The organism is Tepidiforma bonchosmolovskayae, assembly GCF_008838325.1.
Classification (GTDB): Bacteria; Chloroflexota; Dehalococcoidia; order Tepidiformales; family Tepidiformaceae; genus Tepidiforma; species Tepidiforma bonchosmolovskayae.
This window is the reverse complement of the sequence record NZ_CP042829.1, coordinates 239835-259435: the sequence shown is the minus strand read 5'-3', so window position 1 is coordinate 259435 and position 19601 is coordinate 239835. Positions and strand designations below refer to the sequence as shown.

The window sequence follows — 19601 nt, the reverse complement described above, 5'->3', positions numbered from 1 at the left end:
CAACCGCTTGCACCCGCGCTCCGCTGCGGGTAGACCTCGCGTAAATCCGCCCCGGAGGCCGTCATGCCGCGTCTCAGCCAGCTCAGCCGCTCCATCGAAGGCAAAGTCGCCCTGGTGACCGGCGCCGGCAGCGGCATGGGCCGCGCCACCGCCATCCTCTTCGCCGACGAAGGCGCACGCGTCGCCGCAGTTGACATCAACGAGGCCCCGGTCGAGGCCGTTGCCGCCGAGATCTGCGCCGCCGGGGGCACTGCCCGGGCGTGGGCCTGCGACGTCGCGGACCGCACCGCCGTCCAGCGCCTGGTTGACGATGTCGCCGCCGAATTCGGCGGACTCGACATCCTCGTCAACAACGCCGGCATCTCCGCAGCCGTCCCGTTCGAAGCAGAAAACTACGACGAGGTCTGGGCCCGCACCCTCGCCGTCGACCTCACCGCGATGACGTACACCATCCGCGCCGCCCTGCCCCACCTGCGCCGGTCGTCCAGCCCGCGCATCATCAACATCGCGAGCACCGAGGGGCTCGGCGCCACGCCCGGCCACAGCGCCTACACCGCTGCCAAGCACGGCGTCGTCGGGCTCACCCGCTCGCTCGCCCTCGAGTTCGGCAAAGAGGGCATCACGGTCAACTGCATTTGCCCGGGTCCCATCCGCACCGGCATGACCGAAGCCATCCCCGAGGAGGACAAACAAAAGTACGCCCGCCAGCGCACCGCCCTCCGGCGCTACGGCCTGCCCGAAGAGGTCGCGCACATGACCCTCTCGCTCGCACTCCCCGCAGCATCCTTCGTGACCGGTGTCGCGCTTCCCGTTGATGGCGGCCTGTCCATCCGCCGCGCCTGAACCGTTGACGCACCTCCGCAGGCCCGCGGGTATCATGGCCCGGTGACATCCTCGTCCCTCGAAGTCGAATGGCAGTTCGCCGCCCTCGATACCCGGCCGGTGCTCCGCTGGCTCCAGTCGCACGTCGCGCCCGGCTACACCGTCGAGCCGCGCGGCACCCAGTCCCTCGACGACACCTACCTCGATACCCCGGACTGGCGCATCCACCGTGCCGGGTATACCTGCCGCGTTCGCTCGAGGGGCGATGGCGCCGAGCTGACGCTCAAATCGATGGCCGAAGCCCGCGATGGCATCCGCACCCGGCGCGAGATCACCGCCGCGCTGCCCGCGCCCGACGCTGACCCGAAAGCGGCGCCCGGCGAAGCCGGCGAGGCCCTCCGCGCCCTCTGCGGCCGCCAGCCGCTTGCGCCGCTCTTCCGGCTCGTCACGACGCGCCAGAGGTTCAGCCTCGCCGACGCCGACGGAACCCTCGGTGAAATCGCCCTCGACGACACCACCATCCCCGTGACGGACGACGAGCCCGTGCGCCTCGCCCGGGTCGAGGTCGAAGTCGATGCCGCCGCTCTCGACCGCGCCCGCCCGTTCGTCGATGCGCTCGTCGCCGCGTGCAGCCTTGGCCCTGCCGCGACCTCCAAATTCGAAGCCGCACTGGTTGCGACCGGCCAGCGCCCGCCTGAGCCGCCGTCCTTCGGCCCGGAAACGGTCGAACCGTCGATGACCGTCGGACAGGTCGCCTATGCCGTGCTGCGCCGCCAGTTCCGCGTCTTCCTGCTCAACGAGCCCGGCACCCGCCTCGGCGAGGACATCGAGGCGCTCCATGACATGCGCGTCGCGACCCGCCGACTCCGCGCTGCAATGGCCGTCTTCCGCCCGTTCCTCACCGCTCGCATGCTCGCCTTCCGCGACGAATTCGGGCAGGTCGCCCGCGCCCTCGGCGAGGTCCGCGACCTCGATGTCCAGCTCGAACGGATGGAAGAGTGGCGCGCAAGCTTCCCGGCCGACCGCGTGCACCTGCTCGACGGCATCGAGGCGCTCCTCCGCAAGCGGCGTGCCGCCGCCCGCCGCCGGATGCTGCAGGTGCTCGATTCGCGCCGCTACGAGCGGCTCTGCGCCCGGTTCGCCGCTGTCCTCCGCGCAGGGCCGCCGAAATCGTTCGCCCCGGGCCGCACGCCGGTCCTTGCCGTCGCGCCCGACCTCGTCGAGCGCCGCTACCGGAAGGTCCGCAAGCTTGGCGACCGCATCAAGAAGACCTCCCCGCCGGAGGCGTACCACCTCCTCCGCATCGAAGCCAAGAAGCTCCGCTACGCCCTCGAGTTCGTCGGCAACGGCATCTACGGCAAGCCAGCGCTCGAATTCAGCGCCCGCGTGACGGCGCTCCAGGACCTGCTCGGCCTCCACCAGGATGCGTACGTGGCCATCGAGATGCTGGAAGAACTTGCCGCCAGTGCAGGCCGCCGCCTCGAACCCGGCACCCTGATGGCCATGGGCGTGCTCGCCGAGCGCTATCGCGCCCACGCCGAGGAGCTCCGCGCGAAGTTCCCGTCGGTCTACCGCCAGCTTGCCGGCCCGGAATGGAAGAAGCTGCTCCGCCTGATGGAAGCGCAGCGCCCGGCGTCGCCTCAGGCGGCCCCGGCCGCAGCCGCCGGTCGCTCCTAGCAGCGGCAGTCGGTATGCTTTCCCGGGCATCCGAACCCACCCTGAGCCGGCGTCGCGTCGCGCGGACGGAAATCGGAAATCGCGTCACCCGGGAATTCGCCACATGGCAGTGCTCGTCGATCAGAACACCCGCCTGCTGGTGCAGGGCATCGGCACCGAAGGCGCCAATCATATGCGCCGCTCCATCGCCTACGGCACCAATGTCGTCGCCGCTATCCACCCGAAGCGCGGCGGCGAACAGCAGGACGGTGTGCCGATCTTCACCACGGTCGACCAGGCCGTCCGTGAGACCGGCGCCAACGTGAGCATCATCTTCGTCCCCGCGCCCGGCGCCGCCGACGCAATCCTCGAGGCTGCGGCCGCGAAAATTCCGCTCATCGTCTGCATCACCGAGGGCATCCCGGTCCTCGATATGGTCCGCGTGAAGGCTGCCCTCCAGTCGACGGGCAGCATCCTCATCGGCCCCAACTGTCCCGGCGTCATCACGCCCGGTACAAAGACCCGCGTCGGCATCATGCCCGGCGATGTCTTCATGCCCGGGCGGGTCGGCGTCGTCAGCCGCTCCGGCACCCTGGTGTACGAGGTCGTGGCGCAGCTCACTGCCGAGGGCATCGGCCAGAGTACCTGCATCGGCGTCGGCGGCGACCCCATCATCGGCACCCGCCAGGCCGAGGCCGTCCGCATGCTTAACGAAGATCCGGATACCGACGCCATCGTGCTGGTCGGCGAAATCGGCGGCTCCGCCGAGCAGGAAGCCGCCGCCTACATCAAGGAGCACGTGAAGAAGCCCGTGGTCGCCTTCATCGCCGGCGCGACCGCGCCTCCCGGCCGCCGCATGGGCCACGCCGGCGCCATCATCTCCGGCGAGGACGGCAAGGCGGAGAACAAAAAGGCGGCCCTCCGCGCCGCCGGCGCCGTCGTCTCGGATTCGCCCGCTGATATCGGCGCCACGATGAAGCGCATCCTCGCGGAGCGCGGCCTGCTCCGCTGACGTCTCCGGCGCTCTCCGTCGGAAAGCGGCGCCCGCGACGGGGCCGTTTGTTCCAGTTGTGTTACGTTTTCGCCGCCGGCCGCCTGCCGCTCACACGCTGGCCATCCCGGTCGGCTAGCATCGTGCCATCCCGCCGTACCGGCCCGCTCCGGCCTATCCGGCGCCGGGGCCGGGCCTTCCGGTCTTCGAGGAGGCACCATGGCTGCGTCCGAATCTGCCGCCCCGCGCATCGTCGACTCGCTGCTCGGCGCCGTGCGCCGGCTTGAATCGGCCCGCGACCCCCGGGCCGTCCGCGAAGCTGTCCGCGACTGCGCCCTCGCCATCGAGTTCCGTCTCGATACGCTCGCGCGCGAACTCGAACCCGGCGGAGTGCTCGAACCGGAACTCCTCCCGGCAGGCCGCGCAATTGAGCAATCCCTTCGGGCGGTGCTCGTCGAAGCGTGGGAGCTTCTTCGTGCCGCCGACGACGCGCTCGCCGACCGCGCCCGCCTTGCGCGGTTTACCCGGGAGATCGCCCGCGCCGCACGCCAGGAGGCCGAGTTCGCCTTCGCCCGGCTGTCACTTCCGGAAGCGCTCGACTAGGTCGCGCCATTCGCGCCGCCCAGGGACTTCCAGAACGTCAGCCAGTTCCCTGCCGGGTCTTCCACGGTGAACTCCCGCTGTCCCCACGGCCGTTCAGCGAGCGGGTCCAGTATCCGCGCCCCTGCCGAGGCTGCCCGTTGCGCCAGGGTGTCTATTTGTTCCGCTTCGATGTAAAGGGCGTTCGGGCCCGCGGTTCCTGCCCGCTGGCGGATCGCCTGGTTGTACGCCGTGCCGTAGAACTCTGCTGCTGCTGATTCCAGCATCAGCTGCGCGGCGCCGAAGCGTACTGAGATATTGCCCTCCGCCAGGTCTCCGCGCCGGATTTCGAAGCCGAGCACATCGACGTAGAACCGGACCGCTTCCTCGAGGTCGCGAAACCGGAGCGCGGGAATCACACCGTATCCGGGCATGGAAACCTCCGGCCCACAAGGGCGTCCGGGCAGGCTACCTCCGGGCGCTCACGAGCGTCAACGGGCCGAGGGCATCCGCCAGGAGCCGCCTCCCGGTCCTGCGATGGCGACCCAGTATGCCTTCCCCGGCTCGAGCGACGTGAGCGTGTTCGCCCCGGGCACATTCGCCCCCGCCGGGAAGTACGCCAGCCACGCCTGGCTCGCCGTCTCCCATCCGTAGATGGCGGTCACCTGCGCGCCGCTCACGCCCTGGAGCGCCTGCGCGGGCGCTGTCGCCGGGCCGGTCCAGGTCACCAGCGTCCACCGGAACTGGAGCGGCACCGTTGTCGCGGTCTCCCGGCCGGCCTCGGCCACCCAGCCCACCTGGCCGCCGCCGTCGCCCGGCGCCAGGACCAGCACCCGGAGCGGGCCAGGAATGCTCTGCGAAATCCGCACCCACGCCTGGCACTCATCGGCGACGCCGTCGCGCAGCGGCGGGAAGCTCCGTACCGGGCTCCCGGCCGCGGCGTTCGCCGCAGTCGAGAAGGTGCGGACGCCCGTTGCCTGGCGTCCCGGGGCAATCCCGCCCGAGCTGGTCTCGATGATGACCCCGTCCCCCGCCTCGATGATGAAATCCACCGGCATATTGAGGACCGGGTGCAGGCTGACGGCGCCCGGGGGCGGCTGACAGAACCCGTCCCGGTCGAGCGCGTGGAACACGACGGTGACGAACTGGCTGCCATCGAGCTGCGGCTCGACCACCATCGAAACAGGGCCGTCCTCGGCCCGGGCAGTTCGCCACGGCGCGCCGGGCGCCGCAGCGAGCGCGCCAATGACTGCAGCGAGCATCAGCAGAACAACGAACCGGTGCATGCCCCCGAGTCTACCGCGCCGCTCCGTCAGGCGCCCCCGGGCACGCCTCATCGTACCTCGTACCCCTCCGATGGTGCCCGGGCCCCAGGGCGGCCGCCGCCGCTCAGCAAAACGCCGGCGCGTGTGGCGCCGGCGAAGCGATGAGAGCGTGGGCTGGTGGGCGATACTGGATTCGAACCAGTGACCTCTGCGATGTCAACGCAGCGCTCTAACCATCTGAGCTAACCGCCCACGCTGCCGATAGCATACGCCGGCACCGGCCACGGCGCCACTCCGGCGCCGCCCCGGCCCGCCCTCGCGCGTGTCCCCGGCGGCCCCTACCCTGACCATATGCCTCGCCGCGGTCACCGTTGGAAGACACCGCCGGAGCCGACCACGCTCACGTTGCGTGCCGAAAGCCTCGTCTTCGGCGGCGCTGCCCTCGCCCGCGCGCCCGATGGCCGGGTCGTCTTCACCTGGTTTGCAGCCCCGGGCGAACTCGTCGCAGCCGTCGTCGAACGCGAGTACCCCGATTACCTCGAGGCCGTCACCACCCGCGTTATCGCGCCCTCGCCCGACCGGGTCGAACCCCGCTGCCCGCTCTTCGGCGAATGCGGCGGCTGCCAGCTCCAGCACATGGCCTACCCCGCCCAGCTCCGCGCGAAGGAGGCCGTCGTCCGGGAACAGCTTCAGCGCATCGGCGGCCTCGACGACGACGTCGTGCGCCCCATCGTCGGCGCGCGGGAACCCTGGGGATACCGCAACCACGTCCGCTTCTCGACCGGCAAGAAATTCGGCGATGTCGGGTTCATCTCCCGCCGCGGTCACGGCCTCCTGAAGGTCGAGCACTGCCCAATCGCCGACCCCTGGGTCAACGAAATCCTCCCCCAGCTCCAGGGACACGGCGCTGGTCTGCATCAAATCCAGGTCCGCCACTCGGCAGCCACCGGCTCGTTCCTGGTCAACCCCGCGGTCCCGGGCGTCCCGTTCCCCACCGGTCAAACCAGCTATCTTGAGCGGCTCGCCGGTCACGACTTCGTCGTCAGCGCCTCGGCGTTTTTCCAGGTCAACACCGCCCAGGCCGAAGAGATGGTCCGCCTGGTCGGCGAGGCCCTTCCCTCCCGGGGCCGCCTGCTGGTGGATGCGTTCGCCGGCGTCGGCACCTTTGCGCGTATCTTCGCTGACCGCTTCGACTCGGTGATCGCCATCGAGGAGTCGAACAGCGCCGCCCGCGACGCGAAGGTGAATCTCGGCCCCGTGAAGAACGCCCGCATCCGCATCGGCAAGGTCGAGGACATCCTCCCGGCGTTCGAGGACCACCCCGACGCCATCGTCCTCGACCCGCCCCGGCCGGGGTGCGCCCCGCCGGTCCTTGCAGCGATCACTGCCTTCCGGCCGCGCGTTGTCGTCTATGTCTCGTGCAACCCGGCCACCCTCGCCCGCGACCTCCGTGTCCTCGTCGATGGCGGCTACCGCCTGACCGACGTTACCCCGCTCGACATGTTCCCCCAGACCGGCCACATCGAATGCGTCAGCCGGCTGGAGTGGCCCGCCGCATGAGCCGGAACGTCGTCCTGGCGTCCGCGTCGCCGCGCCGCCGGGAGCTGCTTGCCGCCCTGCTCGACGACTTTACCGTCGATGCCGCCGACATTGCCGAGGACCTGGCCGGCGATGCTGTCGATTGCGCCCGCCAGCTGGCGTACGCCAAGGCCGAGGCCGTCGCCCGCCGCTACCGCGATGCGGTCGTCATCGGCTGCGATACCGTCGTCTTTCGCGGCCTGCACCTCTACGCCAAGCCCGCCGATACCGCCGAAGCCGTCGCCATGCTCCGCGAACTCCGGGGCCGGCCTCACCAGGTCGTCACCGCCGTCGCCGTCGCAGCGCCCGAAGGCACCGCCATCGACCACGAAATCTCGACCGTCTTCATGGCCGACCTCCCCGACGACGTCGTCCAGGCCTACGCAGCGTCCGGCCGCACCCTCGACAAGGCCGGCGGCTACGCCATCCAGCATGAGGACGTCCGGCCCGTTGCCCGCCTCGAAGGCTGCTACTGCGGTGTCATGGGCCTCCCCCTTTGGACCCTGTACCGCCTCCTCGACCTCTTCGGCTGCGCACCCGCACCGCCAACCCGCCGCTTCGACCGCTGCGCCGACTGTCCGGCCCGGCCCGCTGCTGTGCCCCCTTGGCAGGCAACACAGACGGAGTAGACTGGCGCTTTGCACCCGGGGCGTATTCCCGCCCCGAAGGAGTCGCCCGCATGAGCACCAACCGCTCGACCGGGAGGGGGAGCCCCGCCGGCGGTTCGCGGCCTGTACGCGTGCTCGTCGTCGATGACCATGCCGTCATCCGGCAGGGCCTCCGCATGCTGCTGGAAGCGCACCCCGGCATCGAAGTCGTCGCCGATTGCGAAAACGGCCGCGAAGCGCTCCTCGCTGTCGAGCGGCTTCGCCCCGACGTCGTCCTGATGGACGTTGTCATGCCTGGGCTGAACGGTATCGAAGCGACCCGCCAGGTCAGGCGCGCATCGGCGTCAACGAAGGTGGTCATCCTCTCCGGCTTTGTCGATGAAGAGCAAATCACCGGCGCCATCCGTGCCGGCGCCTCCGGCTACCTCGTCAAGAACTCCGACGTCTCCGAGCTCATCCTTGCGATCCAGACCGTCCACCGGGGCAACCAGTACTACTCCGCAGCCCTCTCCGAGGGGTTCGATATCGCCGAGCTTCAGCTCCAGGCCCGCCGGCCCGAGCGGAAGAGCTCGCTCGACACCCTTACGCCCCGCGAGCGCGAAGTGCTCCAGCTCATCGCCGAGGGGCGCACCAACCAGCAGATTGCCGATGAGCTGGTCGTCAGCGTGAAGACGGTCGAGGCGCACAAGGCCCACATCATGGAAAAGCTCAAGGCGCGGTCCCGCACCGACCTGATCCGCTACGCCCTCAAGCGCGGGATTGTGAAGCTCGAAAGCGTCGACGAAGCCGAGCGGAGCCTCTCAAACCTCGGCGGAACTGGCGACAGCTGACGGCCCCTGCCTTCGCGCGAAGTCGAGCGCCCGGCGGTACGCAGCCGCCGCACGCTCGAAGCTCTGGAAGACCGGCACGCCTGCGTCGTTGAACTTCGGCATGATGCTCGCCACGTACTCCGCTTCGTGGGCCGGGTGGAGCACTGCCACAAACGGCTTCTCCGAGCGTGCCATGTGGTCTGCCAGCGTCGCGATCGTGCGGTCCAGCGTCTCCGGCTTCGCTTTCCATTGCCGGGCGGCGAACAGCGCCGAGAGCTCCATCGCCATGCCGTCGACGTTCGGATCGGCATCCACAATCCGCAGGATGCGGTCGAGCGTCTCCATGTTCCCCTGGATCGTCCCGGCCATATCCAGCGGGTTCTGGTAGCTCCCCCCGACGATGTTGAAGAACTCCCCGAGCGCGGCGTACGTGGCGTCGGTGAATCGCGGCACCCGAAGGCCCGCCTTCGCGAACGCGTCGGTCATCGAAACGGACTGACCGCCGGTCTGCGCCAGCAGCGCCATGCCGTCGCCACGCGGCGTCTTCGACCGCAGCAGCATCTTCATCGCATCAATCGTCTCGTCGAGGTTGTTCGTGGTGATGGCCCCGCACTGGCGCATCATCCCGTCCCACACCGCCTGCGGCGCGGCCAGCGAGCCCGTGTGCGACATCGTCGCCCGGGCGCCGGCCTCCGTCTGTCCGCCCTTCCAGACCACCACCGGCTTCCGCCGGCAAGCCTCCTTCAGCGTCGCGAAGAACCGCCGGCCGTCCTTCACCCCCTCGACGTACATCCCGATGACCTTTGTCTCGTCGTCGAGCATCAGGTACTCGAGGTAATCCGAGACATCGAGCACGATGGCGTTCCCGAACGAGGCGCACTTGCTGATGTACATCCCGTTCGCCGCCGCCACCAAACTGAACATAATTCCGTGGGTCCCCGACTGGCTCAGGAAGCCGATTTCGCCCGCGTCGGTGACCGGCGCGTCGACGTTGAACCGCACCCCGGCCTTCGGCAGGTAGAGGCCCATGCAGTTCGGCCCAACCAGGTTGAAACCGGCTTCCCGCGCCATGCTCGCCAGCTGCTCCTGGAGCCGGATGCCAAGCTCTTCGCCCGTCTCGGCAAACCCCGAGGTGAAGAACCCGGCGCCGCCCGCCCCTGCAGCGATGAGGTCCTTCAAGACGTACGGCGAAACCTGCCGCGGAACCGCGACGAGTGCATAGTCAATCGGCTCCGGGACCTCCAGCACCGATTTGAAGTTCTGCACCCCGAGCGCCTCAATCCCGGGGATCTCCTTCTCATCCAGCTGGACCGAATAGAGTCGACCGCCGCGCTCCTTGAGCGGCAGGTTGTTGTGGAGCCACATGTAGCCCGGCCCCTTATCGCCAATCACGGCCACGACCTTCGGGTTGAACATCCGGTCGAGCCGGTGCCCCGGAACCGCCATGCTGCTGCCCTCCCGGCAGGCCCCTGCCTGCCTATGCCTCGCCGATGATGATGCGGGCGTCCACCGCGAGCGCCCCGTCCGGGTAGGCGAACACCGGGTTGAGGTCCAGCTCCTTCACCTCCGGGTGCTGCTCGACGAACTCCGAGACCTTCAGGATCGTCCGGGTCAGCGCATCGATGTCGGCCGGCGGCTGCCCGCGCACCCCGGAAAGCACCGGGCGCCCTTTGATCTCGTCGATCATCTCCCGCGCATCCTTCTCCTCGAGCGGCACCAGCCGGAAGGAGACATCCTTCAGCACTTCGACCATGATGCCGCCCAGCCCGAACATCATGACCGGCCCGAATTGCGGGTCAGTCGTCATGCCGACGATCACCTCGGTGCCCTGGGGCGCCATGTGCTGGACCGCCACCCCGGTGATGCGCGCCCCGGGGACAGCCTGGGCCGCGCTCGCGAGAATCTCATCGAAGGCCTGGCCGACAGCTTCACGGCTGGCCAGGTTCAGCTTCACGCCGCCGACGTCCGACTTGTGGGCGATGTCTGGCGAGACGACCTTCAGCACCACCGGGTACCCAAGCCGTTCGGCCTGCTCCTGGGCCTCCTCGCGGGTGCGGGCCAGCGTCGTGGTGGCCACCGGCACGCCCGCCTCCTCCAGCAGCGACTTCGCCTCAACTTCGGTCAGCAGGGTGCGCCCCTCGGCGCGCGCCTGCGCCAGCACGGATTCGAACGACATGAACGCCTCGCGGAAACGGATGGTGTGCGGATTGTACGGGAACCGGTCCGTGCATCCCACCCGCCCGGCCGGTACAGTCCCTCGCCGAGGAGGCCGCCATGGATGAACCCTTCGATATCATCGTCGTCGGCGCCGGCTCGTCCGGGGCCGTCATCGCCGCCCGCGCCGCCGAAGACCCGCGCCGTTCGGTGCTCCTGATCGAGGCCGGTCCCGATTACCCGGACCTCTCCCGGCTCCCGTTCGACCTCGTCAACAGCCACAACAACTCCTACACCGCCCACGACTGGGGCCTCACCTACCAGCCGACCGTCGCCGGGCGAAGTCAGCCCTTCCCTCGCGGGCGCGTGACCGGCGGCTCCAGCGCCGTCAATACCACGATCGCCCTTCGCGGAGTCCCCGAGGACTACGACGGCTGGGCCGCCGCCGGCAATCCCGAATGGGCCTGGGAGAAGGTGCTTCCCGCGTTTCGGCGCCTCGAGCGCGACCTCGATTTCGGCGACCGCCCCTACCACGGCGACGCCGGACCGATCACCATCCGCCGCTACCGCTGGGACGAACTCACGAAGGTCCACCAGGCGTGGCTCGAAACCGCCGACGAGCTCGGCTATCCCCGCTGCGACGACGCCAACGCGCCCGATTCCTGGGGCGCCGGCCCCCACCCGATGAACAAAATCGGCAGGCTGCGCATCTCCACCGCAATCGGCTACCTGGCGCCTGCCCGCGCCCGTCCGAACTTCCGCATCCTCCCGCTCGCGCTCACCCGCCGGGTCCTCTTCGAGGGCCGCCGGGCGGTGGGAGTCGAGGTCGAACGCGATGGCGCGGTCGAGACCCTGCGCGGCCGGCTCATCGTCCTCAGCGCCGGCGCGATCCATTCGCCGGCTATCCTGCTCCGCTCCGGCATCGGCCCTGCCGCGGAGCTCGCCCGTCTCGGCATCGAACCCGTCCGCCTCGCCCCCGGCGTGGGCACCCGCCTGAGCGACCACCCCGCGCTCGCTGTCGTCGCGACCGTCCGCAACCCCGCAATCCTCGACCCCGACCAGCCGATCGTGCAGACCATCCTGCGGTACACCGCCCCCGCCAGCCCGTACCGCAACGACCTCCAGGTCGAAGCGTTCTCGTTTTCACCCCGCGGCGGCGGCCCGCTCCAGGCGATCGCCGTCGCCGCGGTCCTCGAGCAGGTCAACGGCACCGGCACCCTCCGCCTCCCGTCGGCGGACCCGCACGCTGCCCCGATCATCGAAAATCGCTTCTGCGAGGATGCGGAAGACCGCCGCAGGCTTATCGCCTGCTTCCGCGATGCCCTGCGTTTCGTCACGACCGGCCCGCTCGGCGCGCTGGTTGACCGCATCGTTTTCCCGGACGTCACCCGCGACCTCTCCGATGAGGTCATCGGTCAGCTGCTGCTCCGGTTCGCAGCGAGCGGGTACCACCCCTGCGCAACTGCCCCCATGGGCCCCGCGGACGACGCCGGCGCCGTCGTGGACCAGTACGGCCGCGTCCACGGCACCGAAGGTCTCGTTGTCGCCGATGCCAGCATCATGCCCACGGTGCCCCGCGCCAACACCAACCTCACCAGCATCATGATTGGCGAGATGGTCGGCGAATGGCTCCGGACCCGGCCAGACCGCTACGGGCTCTGACCCGCGCCCCGCACCGGCGGTTCCCGCGTCCCGCTATTCGACCACGATGCGCCCGGTCATCGGCCCGCACTGGTAGGGGAAGCTGACCCCGCCCTGGTCGAAGTCGCGCTGGTACTCGCCGGTCGTCTGCTCCGGCGACTTCTGCCCCGCCAGGAGGATAGCGATCGGCGTTGACGTGTTCTGCCACTTCCAGATGACCCGTGTCCGTGCCTTGATCGTCACGTTCGCCGGGTCGCAGCCCTGGTCGGTGACCTTGATCTCCTGGACCGGACGCTCGGCGGCCGCAGCGGGCGTCGAGACGTTCGGATTCACGTTCTCGAGTTTCACCTCGGTCTTCTCGCTGCCGCCGCCTCCGCAGGCTGCGGTGGCCAGCAGTACTGTCGCCGTCCCTGCGAGCCACGCCCGGCGACCCCATCGACCCCTCATGGTTCGGCCTCCTTCTCGGTGCTATCGATGGCGCCGAATCCTACCATCAGCCCTGTATATCCGGGGAAGGTCGTTCGAGCGGGGCTCGCTATCTGGCACGAAAACGGCGCAGCCCCAGGGCGCGGGCTGCGCTACCCCGCCCGGTGCCGCTGCACAAACCGTCCGATGCGCTCCAGCGCCCGCTCAATCTGCTCAAAGCCGCTGGCGTAGCACGCCCGCACGTGCCCTTCGCCGCACGCCCCGAATGCACTGCCCGGCACCACCGCCACGCGCTCCTCGGTCAGCAGCAGCTCGCTGAACTCGAGGCTGGTCAGCCCGGTGACCCGAATGTCCGGGAACGCATAGAAGGCGCCCCGCGGCTCGAACGTCGGGAGCCCGACCGCCCGAAACCCGTCGACGATCAGCCGGCGCCGCCGGTTGTACTCCGCCACCATCTCGGTCACGAACGCCTCGCCCTCGTCCAGGGCCGCAATGGCCGCGTACTGCGACGCCGTCGGTGCTGACATCATCACGTACTGGTGCACCTTCATCAGCGCTTCGGCGATTGGTGCCGGCGCCGCCACCCATCCGAGCCGCCACCCTGTCATCGCGTACGCCTTGCTGAACCCGCCGAGGAGCACCGTCCGCTCGCGCATCCCCGGCAGCGAGGCGAAGCAGGTGTGCTCGCCCTCGTAGGTCATCCGGTCGTACAGCTCGTCGCTGATCACCGCAAGGTCGTGCCGTTCCGCAACTTCGGCGACCGCGGCGAGGTCCTCTCGCGACATCGTTGCCCCGGTCGGGTTCGCCGGGTAGCCGAGCAGCAGCACGCGCGAGCGCGGCGTGACCGCCGCTTCAAGCGGGCCCGGCAGCAGCCGGAAGTCGTCCTCCTGCCGCGTCGGCACCGGAACGAACACTCCCCCGGCCATCACCGTGACCGGCATGTACGCCACGTAGCTCGGGTCCGCGCAGAGCACCTCGTCGCCGGGGTCGATCAGGGCCCGCATTGCGATGTCGAGCCCCTCGCTCGAACCGGACGTGACCACAATCTCGCTCCTCGGGTCGTACCGGACGCCGTACAGCCGCTCGATGTGGGCGGCGAGCCGCTCCCGCAGCTCCAGCAGGCCATAGTTCGAGGTGTAATGCGTGTCGCCCCGCTCAATGCTCGCAATTGCGGCCCGCCGGAACGGCTCCGGGGTGACGTAGTCGGGCTCGCCCACGCCCAGCGAAATCACATCCTCGATCGTGCTCAGCAGGTCGAAAAACCGCCGGATGCCGCTTGGGGGAACGGCCTGCATGCGGCGCGAGATATACCGGTCGGGGGATGTTCGGGTGCCGGTTTCAGCGGTCATCGGCGACTGCTCCTCCTTGCCCCCGCCAGCCTTTCATACCGGGAAAGGCCGCCCGGGGGCGGCCTTCCTGTGCGTTTCTCGACGTGCTGGCTCGACCGCCACCCGTTACCGGCGCGCACGCGCAGCCGCAGCGGCAGCAGCAGCAAGGAGCGCGGCGAGCGTTGTAGCGTGAACCATGCCTGCTAACTCTCCCGGCTCCCGTTCATAACGTCAATACCGGGCGTTCCCCGATTCTTGCCCGTCTCGCGCCCCGGTTCCCGGCCTGCGTACACTGGTCGTCGAGGTGCCAGTCATCAGCTACGACGCCATCCCCTACGAGGGTACCGCCGTCGAAGCCTCCCACCCCCGGCGTCTCGCCGCGATTGGCCGGCTCTTCGGCCTCGATGCCCCGCCCGTCGCCTCTGCCCGCATCCTCGAGTTCGGTTCGGCCATCGGCGAAAACCTCAATGCCATCGCCGCCGGCCTCCCGGGCGCCGCCTGCATTGGCATCGATAACGCCCCCCGCCAGGTCGAGTTCGCCCGCAAGGTCGCCGCCGACCTCGGCCTCCAGAATGTGCGGTTCGACCTCCGCGACATCCTGGAGGTCGGCCCGGAGCTGGGAACGTTCGACTATATCATCGCCCATGGCGTCTATTCCTGGGTCGAAGCCCCGGTCCGCGACCGCCTCCTCCGCCTTTGCCGGGAACTCCTCGCGCCGAACGGCATCGCCTTCGTCAGCTACAACTGCTACCCGGGCTGGTTCCTGCGCCAGCCCCTCCGCGAGCTCATGGTCTTCGCGACTCGCAACCTCGACGCCCCGCCCGACCGTCTCGTCGCCCATGCCCGGGCCATGGCCGAGATTGTGGTCCGCACCTCCCTCGACCTCGAAGCGCGGCTCCCCGGAGGCCCCCTCTACGCCCGCGTCCTCGCCCGCGAGCTCGACTTTATCGCCGACCGACCCGATGACTATGTCGCCCACGAGCACCTCGAGCCAACGAACACTCCGGTGTTCTTCGCCGACTTCGTCGCCCATGCCGCCGGTGCCGGCCTCCAGTATCTCGGCGACGCCTGGCCGCTCCGCATGGCGCTCCCTGACCTCGCCCCCGGCATCGCCCGGGAGTTCGCAACCCTCGCACGGGGCCACATCGAGCGGGAGCAGCTCCTCGACTTCGTCCACGGGCGCACCTTCCGGGAGTCCCTGCTGTGCAGCAAGGGCATCCAGCTCGTGCGGCCCCCGCACCCCGACGCCCTTCGCGGGCTCAGTCTCCGCCTGCTCGGCGACTTCATCGGCCCCGGAGAGGAGCGGTTCGACCCCGCGTTGCCCAAGCTTGCCCACCCCGGCGGCATCCTCGCCCTGCGCGACCCCGACCTCCTCGAAGCCGTCCGCTACCTCGCCGACCGCCGCCCGGCTGCCGTCCCCGCCGAAGAGCTCGCCGCAGCGGTCGACCCGCGCCGCTTCTGGGAGCGCACCGCCCCGAAGCTGCTGAGGCTCTTCTTCCACGGCGGCCTCCAGCTCGAAGTCGAGCCTGCCAGCCCCGTTTCCCGCCCCGGTCCGCAGCCGCGGGCATTCGCCATGGCCCGCCACCAGGCCGCCCGCGACGGCACCATGCCCGTGGCCCTCACCCACGCCGTCCACGAGGTGCCGCCTCTTCCGCTCGCGCTGCTCCCTTACCTCGACGGCACCCGCGACCACGACCAGCTCGCCCGCCTCATTGTCGAAGAACTGGCCCCGGCCGCCCGGGATGACGCCGTTCGCGCCGCCGGCGTATCCTTCGCCACCGCGAGGGTCGCGCTCGCCGCCGCCCTCCAGTGGCTCGCCCGCCACGGCTACCTTGAGGCCTGACTTCCAGGCCCCATTCCCCAATCGCAGGTTCGCGCCGATGACCGACCCAGCCAGCCTGACCATCGCCGAGGCCGCCCGCGCCATCCAGCGCCGCGAACTCGCCCCTACCGAGCTCACCCGCGCCTGCCTCGACCGAATTGCGCGGCTCAATCCCCGGCTGAACGCCTTCGTCCTGGTGACGGCCGAGCGGGCCCTTGCCGACGCTGCCCGCGCAGAGGAAGAGCTCCGGGCCGGCATCTACCGCGGCCCGCTCCATGGCATCCCCGTCGGACTCAAAGACCTGTACGACACCGCAGGCATCGAAACGGCCGCCGGCTCGGCCGTTCTCCGCGGCCGTATCCCGGAACGCGATGCGGCCGCCGCCACCATGCTCCGCGAGGCGGGCGCGGTCCTGCTCGGGAAGACGAACACCCACGAATTCGCCTGGGGCACCACCACCAATAACCCCCACACCGGCCCGACCCGCAACCCGTGGGACCCGGAGCGCATACCGGGCGGCTCCAGCGGCGGCTCCGGGGCGGCCATCGCTGCACGGCTCGCGCTCGGCACCCTCGGGACCGACACCGGCGGGAGCATTCGCATTCCTGCCGCCCTCTGCGGCTGTGTCGGGCTCAAACCGACATTCGGCCGGGTAAGCCGGGCCGGCATCATCCCGATGTCCTGGCAGTTCGACCACGCCGGGCCCATCGCCCGGACCGTGGAGGACGCCGCGATGCTCCTCCAGGCGATCGCCGGCTACGACCCCGACGACTTCGCTACCGTCCCCGTCCCGGTGCCAGACTACCGCGCAGCCCTCGTTCCCGACGTCCGCGGCCTGCGCATCGGCGTCCCGCGCGACCAGTTCTTCGGCCTGCTCGACCCCGAAGTCCTGGTTGCCGTCGAAGAGGCCCTCGAATGCTTCCGCACCCTCGGCGCCACGGTCGAGGACGTCGACTCCGGCTTCACCCGCGAGCAGGTCATCTCCGCCTGGCGGCTCGTCAACGTCGAAGGCCGCCTCTACCACGCGCCATACCTCGAACAGCAGCCGGAGGCGTACAGCGAGGAGCTCCGGAACATCCTCCTTCAGCCGCCGCCCGAGCCCCTCGACCTCGCAGCCGCCTACCTCGACAGCTACCGCATCAAAGAAGGGGTGCGGCGCGCGCTCCAGTCGGTCGACCTCCTCGCTGCGCCGACGACCATGCGCCCGGCCTCCCGCATCGGCGAGGACCCGGTCGAGGTCGAGGGCGTCCAGCTCAGCACCGGTGCCGCCTTCGCCTCCCTGACGATGCCGTTCAACCTCGCGGGCGTGCCCGCCATCAGCATCCCCTGCGGCTTCTCCTCCGAAGGTCTTCCCATCGGCCTCCAGCTCGCCGCCCGCCCGTTCGATGAGCCCACCCTCCTCCGGGCCGCGTTCGCCTACGAGTGTGCGACCGACTGGCACCGCAGGGAGCCGCCGCTCTGACCGCTGGTTACAGCCGCAACCGCCCGGCCCGCGCGGCCGCGGCGGCAGCCTCCCCGTCAAGAAGCACCAGCTTCGGCTCGCCGTCCCGCTCGGCGGCCCACTGCCGCGCCGCCTGCGAGACCCGGCCGGTCGTCACGAGCACCGCCGCGGTCGCACCTGCCGCCACCGCTGCACCGTACAGTTCGCGGACAACCCCCGCGCCCACCGTTCCGCCGGCAGCCAGCCGTTTGCACTGGACAGCCGCCACGGCGCGCCCTTTCCGCGCCACGAGGTCAACCCCGCCGTCACCGGGCCGGCCCACGACTTCAACCTTCCATCCGGCCCGCCGAAGCCACTGTGCCACGCGCTCTTCGAAGGCCCCTGGGGGCAGCCCGCGCAGGCCCTCCAGCGTCCGCAACGAGGCGCGCCGCTCCGCCCGGCGGGCAACGCCGTACAGCACAACCACCAGCCCGAGTCCGGCAAGGCTCCACCCGAGCCAGCCGAGGCCGCCCGCGTCGAGGGCTCCCGCCGTTGCACCCGCAGCGATGGCTGCCACCCCGGCGCGCATCATGCCCGGCCCGCCCCAGCCTGGAGGAAGGTCACCGGGAGCACGCGTGCCCGGGCCCGGACTCCGCTCCGGGGAGTTCGAGCAGTGCTCCGGTCACTGCATCGGCGCGAGCAGGTTCCGGTAGCCCGACGCCTGCTCAAAGGCGTGCGCCACCTGGAGAATGCGGCCTTCATCGAAAAAGTTGCCGATAATCTGCATCCCGACCGGGAGCCCGTCGCTGAACCCGCACGGCACGCTGATCGCTGGCAGACCCGCCACCGAAGCCGGCAGGGTGTAGATATCGTTGAGGTACATCGCGAACGGGTCGTCCACCTTGGCGCCGAGCGGGAAGGCGACGGTCGGAGACGTCGGCGTCACCAGCACGTCGTACTTCTCGAACGCTTCTGCGAACTCCCGGCTGATGATCGTCCGCACCTTCTGCGCCTTCAGGTAGTACGCGTCGTAGTACCCCGCACTGAGCGCGTAGGTGCCGAGCATGATGCGCCGCTTCACCTCGTTGCCGAAGCCCTTCGCGCGGGTCTGCTCCATGTTCTCCCACATCGTCGGCGCTGAGCGGTCGCTGAATCCGTACTTCACCCCGTCGTACCGCGCCAGGTTCGCCGACGCCTCGCTCGGGGCGATGATGTAGTACACGGCAAGGGCATGCTCGGTGCTCGGCAGCGAAACCTCCCGGTCGACAACCGCGCCGAGCGATTCGAAAAGCGCCAGCGCCTCCTCGATCCGCGCAGCGACCCCGGGCTCCATCCCGCTGATGAAGTACTCCTTCGGCACCCCAATGCGGATGCCCCGGATATCCCGGCCGAGGTAGTGGCGGAGGTCCGGCATCGGCTCCGGGTTGGTCGTGCTGTCGCGCGGGTCGTGGCCCCCGATGCAGTCGAGCATCGTCGCCACATCCTCAACGTCCCGCCCAATCGGCCCGACCTGGTCGAGCGAACTCCCGAACGCGATGATCCCGTAGCGGCTGACGCGGCCGTAGGTCGGGTCCAGCCCCACCTGCCCGCAGAGCGCCGCCGGCTGCCGAATCGACCCGCCTGTGTCGCTCCCGAGCGCGACAAGGCATTCGCCGGCTGCCACCGCGGCTGCCGACCCCCCGGACGAGCCGCCGGGCACCAGTTCCGGGTTCCACGGGTTGCGCGTTGGCCCGAAGGCGGAGTGTTCGGTCGACGAGCCCATTGCGAACTCGTCCATGTTGCACTTGCCGATCATCACCGCGCCGGCCCGCCGTAAGTTCTCGTAGACGTGGCTGTCATATGGCGGGATGAAGTTTTCGAGCATCTTCGAACCCGCCGTCGTCCGCACCCCTTTGGTGATGATCAGGTCCTTCACCCCCACCGGGATGCCCGTGAGGGGGGTGGCGGTCCCTGCTGCCAGCTTTGCATCTGCTTCCCGCGCCTGCTCGAGCGCAAGCTCAGCGGTGAGCGTGATGTACGCGTTGATGGTCGGCTCGACCCGGGCCACCCGCTCCAGCACCGACTCCGTCAGCTCCACGCTCGTGAACTCCCGCCGGCGCAGGCCTTCGTGCGCTTCATGGGCCGTGAGCTTCCACAGGTCGCTCATTCCAGCACCGCCCGGACCCGGAAGTAGCCGTCCTCAGCCAGCGGCGCATTTGCCAGCACGTCATCGCGCGGAAGGGAGGGCTCGATGACGTCGTCGCGCATCACATTCGCCAGCGGCAGCGGGTGCGCGGTCGGCTCGACGCCGTCGGTGTCCACCGCGGCCAGCGCCGCGAAATGGTCGAGGATGCCGGAGAGCTGTGCCCTGAATCGTTCGACCTCGTCATCGCTGAGGGCGATGCGGGCGAGCCGGGCGACATGCAGCACGTCGTCACGGGTGAGCGCCATGCCGTCAAGGATAGGGGAAGCGGCCCTTACCCGCGCCCGTGTTGCCAGCCCCGGCCGTCTGGTACCCTCGGG

At 69.8% G+C, this 19601-nt stretch carries 19 protein-coding genes and 1 tRNA gene; 10 read left to right on the top strand and 10 right to left on the bottom strand.

The window, feature by feature from the left end; translation table 11 throughout:
• Positions 1 to 63 precede the first annotated feature (63 nt).
• From Tbon_RS01310 to Tbon_RS01295, 4 genes are all read left to right on the top strand, one after another.
• A complete protein-coding gene (locus Tbon_RS01310) occupies positions 64 to 843 on the top strand; it encodes an SDR family NAD(P)-dependent oxidoreductase (protein WP_158065937.1) in 780 nt (259 codons plus the stop codon).
• A 42-nt stretch (positions 844 to 885) separates the two neighbouring features.
• Positions 886 to 2499 carry a CYTH and CHAD domain-containing protein gene (locus tag Tbon_RS01305; RefSeq protein WP_158065936.1) on the top strand — a complete coding sequence of 538 codons (1614 nt, stop codon included), beginning with the start codon at positions 886 to 888 and terminating at the stop codon, positions 2497 to 2499.
• 103 nt (positions 2500 to 2602) lie between these two features.
• On the top strand, positions 2603 to 3490 hold the full coding sequence (sucD, locus tag Tbon_RS01300) for a succinate--CoA ligase subunit alpha (RefSeq protein WP_158065935.1): 888 nt from the start codon (positions 2603 to 2605) through the stop codon (positions 3488 to 3490).
• Between the two features lie 198 nt (positions 3491 to 3688).
• Positions 3689 to 4072, top strand: a complete 384-nt coding sequence (locus Tbon_RS01295) for a hypothetical protein (RefSeq protein WP_158065934.1) — start codon at positions 3689 to 3691, stop codon at positions 4070 to 4072.
• On the opposite strand, the gene Tbon_RS01290 is transcribed toward Tbon_RS01295, so the two are convergent.
• The 3 genes from Tbon_RS01290 to Tbon_RS01280 form a co-directional block, all read right to left on the bottom strand.
• Entirely contained in the window at positions 4069 to 4482 is a 414-nt protein-coding gene (locus tag Tbon_RS01290) for a VOC family protein (protein WP_158065933.1), read from the bottom strand. The two genes, Tbon_RS01295 and Tbon_RS01290, sit on opposite strands and share 4 nt — an antisense overlap.
• Positions 4483 to 4539: 57 nt before the next feature.
• Positions 4540 to 5334: a hypothetical protein gene (locus tag Tbon_RS01285; RefSeq protein ID WP_158065932.1), complete on the bottom strand. Its 795-nt coding sequence runs from the start codon at positions 5332 to 5334 to the stop codon at positions 4540 to 4542.
• A gap of 154 nt (positions 5335 to 5488) precedes the next feature.
• Positions 5489 to 5565 (bottom strand) — tRNA-Val (locus tag Tbon_RS01280).
• Between the two features lie 99 nt (positions 5566 to 5664).
• Here Tbon_RS01280 and Tbon_RS01275 point away from each other — a divergent pair.
• Genes Tbon_RS01275 through Tbon_RS01265 form a run of 3 tightly spaced genes read left to right on the top strand, consistent with a single transcriptional unit; the run spans position 5665 to position 8329 of the window.
• A complete protein-coding gene (locus tag Tbon_RS01275) occupies positions 5665 to 6873 on the top strand; it encodes a class I SAM-dependent RNA methyltransferase (protein WP_158065931.1) in 1209 nt (402 codons plus the stop codon).
• Entirely contained in the window at positions 6870 to 7520 is a 651-nt protein-coding gene (locus Tbon_RS01270) for a Maf family protein (protein WP_158065930.1), read from the top strand. The genes Tbon_RS01275 and Tbon_RS01270 overlap by 4 nt, the downstream gene beginning before the upstream one ends.
• Positions 7521 to 7570: 50 nt before the next feature.
• Positions 7571 to 8329 carry a response regulator gene (locus tag Tbon_RS01265; RefSeq protein ID WP_158065929.1) on the top strand — a complete coding sequence of 253 codons (759 nt, stop codon included), beginning with the start codon at positions 7571 to 7573 and terminating at the stop codon, positions 8327 to 8329.
• Here Tbon_RS01265 and Tbon_RS01260 read toward each other — a convergent pair.
• The gene (locus tag Tbon_RS01260) at positions 8300 to 9754 is read right to left on the bottom strand and encodes a CoA-binding protein (RefSeq protein ID WP_158065928.1); all 1455 of its coding nucleotides are present in this window, start codon (positions 9752 to 9754) and stop codon (positions 8300 to 8302) included. The genes Tbon_RS01265 and Tbon_RS01260 overlap by 30 nt on opposite strands.
• 31 nt (positions 9755 to 9785) lie before the next feature.
• Positions 9786 to 10484 (bottom strand): acetate--CoA ligase family protein, encoded by a 699-nt coding sequence (locus Tbon_RS01255; RefSeq protein WP_158065927.1) that lies wholly within the window; start codon positions 10482 to 10484, stop codon positions 9786 to 9788.
• Positions 10485 to 10582: 98 nt separating this feature from the next.
• On the opposite strand from Tbon_RS01255, the gene Tbon_RS01250 reads away from it, so the two are divergent.
• A complete protein-coding gene (locus Tbon_RS01250; protein WP_158065926.1) occupies positions 10583 to 12124 on the top strand; it encodes a GMC family oxidoreductase in 1542 nt (513 codons plus the stop codon).
• A gap of 33 nt (positions 12125 to 12157) precedes the next feature.
• Here the strand turns inward: Tbon_RS01250 and Tbon_RS01245 are convergent, their stop codons facing one another.
• Both Tbon_RS01245 and Tbon_RS01240 read right to left on the bottom strand, forming a co-directional pair.
• The gene (locus tag Tbon_RS01245; protein ID WP_158065925.1) at positions 12158 to 12550 is read right to left on the bottom strand and encodes a cupredoxin domain-containing protein; all 393 of its coding nucleotides are present in this window, start codon (positions 12548 to 12550) and stop codon (positions 12158 to 12160) included.
• Positions 12551 to 12681: 131 nt separating this feature from the next.
• The gene (locus Tbon_RS01240) at positions 12682 to 13878 is read right to left on the bottom strand and encodes a pyridoxal phosphate-dependent aminotransferase (protein WP_158065924.1); all 1197 of its coding nucleotides are present in this window, start codon (positions 13876 to 13878) and stop codon (positions 12682 to 12684) included.
• A 283-nt stretch (positions 13879 to 14161) separates the two neighbouring features.
• On the opposite strand from Tbon_RS01240, the gene Tbon_RS01235 reads away from it, so the two are divergent.
• A complete protein-coding gene (locus Tbon_RS01235) occupies positions 14162 to 15700 on the top strand; it encodes a methyltransferase regulatory domain-containing protein (protein ID WP_158065923.1) in 1539 nt (512 codons plus the stop codon).
• Positions 15701 to 15737: 37 nt separating this feature from the next.
• Positions 15738 to 17141 carry an amidase gene (locus Tbon_RS01230; RefSeq protein ID WP_158065922.1) on the top strand — a complete coding sequence of 468 codons (1404 nt, stop codon included), beginning with the start codon at positions 15738 to 15740 and terminating at the stop codon, positions 17139 to 17141.
• Positions 17142 to 17148: 7 nt separating this feature from the next.
• On the opposite strand, the gene Tbon_RS01225 is transcribed toward Tbon_RS01230, so the two are convergent.
• From Tbon_RS01225 to gatC, 3 genes are all read right to left on the bottom strand, one after another.
• Positions 17149 to 17676: a restriction endonuclease gene (locus Tbon_RS01225; protein WP_192498043.1), complete on the bottom strand. Its 528-nt coding sequence runs from the start codon at positions 17674 to 17676 to the stop codon at positions 17149 to 17151.
• Between the two features lie 105 nt (positions 17677 to 17781).
• Positions 17782 to 19245 carry an Asp-tRNA(Asn)/Glu-tRNA(Gln) amidotransferase subunit GatA gene (gatA, locus tag Tbon_RS01220; protein ID WP_158065920.1) on the bottom strand — a complete coding sequence of 488 codons (1464 nt, stop codon included), beginning with the start codon at positions 19243 to 19245 and terminating at the stop codon, positions 17782 to 17784.
• A complete protein-coding gene (gatC, locus tag Tbon_RS01215) occupies positions 19242 to 19529 on the bottom strand; it encodes an Asp-tRNA(Asn)/Glu-tRNA(Gln) amidotransferase subunit GatC (RefSeq protein WP_158065919.1) in 288 nt (95 codons plus the stop codon). Before gatC ends, gatA begins: the two co-directional genes overlap by 4 nt.
• Between the last annotated feature and the right edge of the window lie 72 nt (positions 19530 to 19601).

Bases quoted from the DNA above. Each gene is read 5' to 3' on its own strand.
- Tbon_RS01270 (WP_158065930.1), top strand. From the start codon at position 6,870: ATGAGCCGGAACGTCGTCCTGGCGTCCGCGTCGCCGCGCCGCCGGGAG.
- gatC (WP_158065919.1), bottom strand. From the start codon at position 19,529: ATGGCGCTCACCCGTGACGACGTGCTGCATGTCGCCCGGCTCGCCCGC.
- Tbon_RS01290 (WP_158065933.1), bottom strand. From the start codon at position 4,482: ATGCCCGGATACGGTGTGATTCCCGCGCTCCGGTTTCGCGACCTCGAG.
- Tbon_RS01295 (WP_158065934.1), top strand. From the start codon at position 3,689: ATGGCTGCGTCCGAATCTGCCGCCCCGCGCATCGTCGACTCGCTGCTC.
- Tbon_RS01260 (WP_158065928.1), bottom strand. From the start codon at position 9,754: ATGGCGGTTCCGGGGCACCGGCTCGACCGGATGTTCAACCCGAAGGTC.
- sucD (WP_158065935.1), top strand. From the start codon at position 2,603: ATGGCAGTGCTCGTCGATCAGAACACCCGCCTGCTGGTGCAGGGCATC.
- Tbon_RS01245 (WP_158065925.1), bottom strand. From the start codon at position 12,550: ATGAGGGGTCGATGGGGTCGCCGGGCGTGGCTCGCAGGGACGGCGACA.
- Tbon_RS01275 (WP_158065931.1), top strand. From the start codon at position 5,665: ATGCCTCGCCGCGGTCACCGTTGGAAGACACCGCCGGAGCCGACCACG.
- Tbon_RS01255 (WP_158065927.1), bottom strand. From the start codon at position 10,484: ATGTCGTTCGAATCCGTGCTGGCGCAGGCGCGCGCCGAGGGGCGCACC.
- Tbon_RS01230 (WP_158065922.1), top strand. From the start codon at position 15,738: ATGACCGACCCAGCCAGCCTGACCATCGCCGAGGCCGCCCGCGCCATC.
- Tbon_RS01240 (WP_158065924.1), bottom strand. From the start codon at position 13,878: ATGACCGCTGAAACCGGCACCCGAACATCCCCCGACCGGTATATCTCG.
- Tbon_RS01265 (WP_158065929.1), top strand. From the start codon at position 7,571: ATGAGCACCAACCGCTCGACCGGGAGGGGGAGCCCCGCCGGCGGTTCG.
- Tbon_RS01250 (WP_158065926.1), top strand. From the start codon at position 10,583: ATGGATGAACCCTTCGATATCATCGTCGTCGGCGCCGGCTCGTCCGGG.
- Tbon_RS01310 (WP_158065937.1), top strand. From the start codon at position 64: ATGCCGCGTCTCAGCCAGCTCAGCCGCTCCATCGAAGGCAAAGTCGCC.
- Tbon_RS01285 (WP_158065932.1), bottom strand. From the start codon at position 5,334: ATGCACCGGTTCGTTGTTCTGCTGATGCTCGCTGCAGTCATTGGCGCG.
- gatA (WP_158065920.1), bottom strand. From the start codon at position 19,245: ATGAGCGACCTGTGGAAGCTCACGGCCCATGAAGCGCACGAAGGCCTG.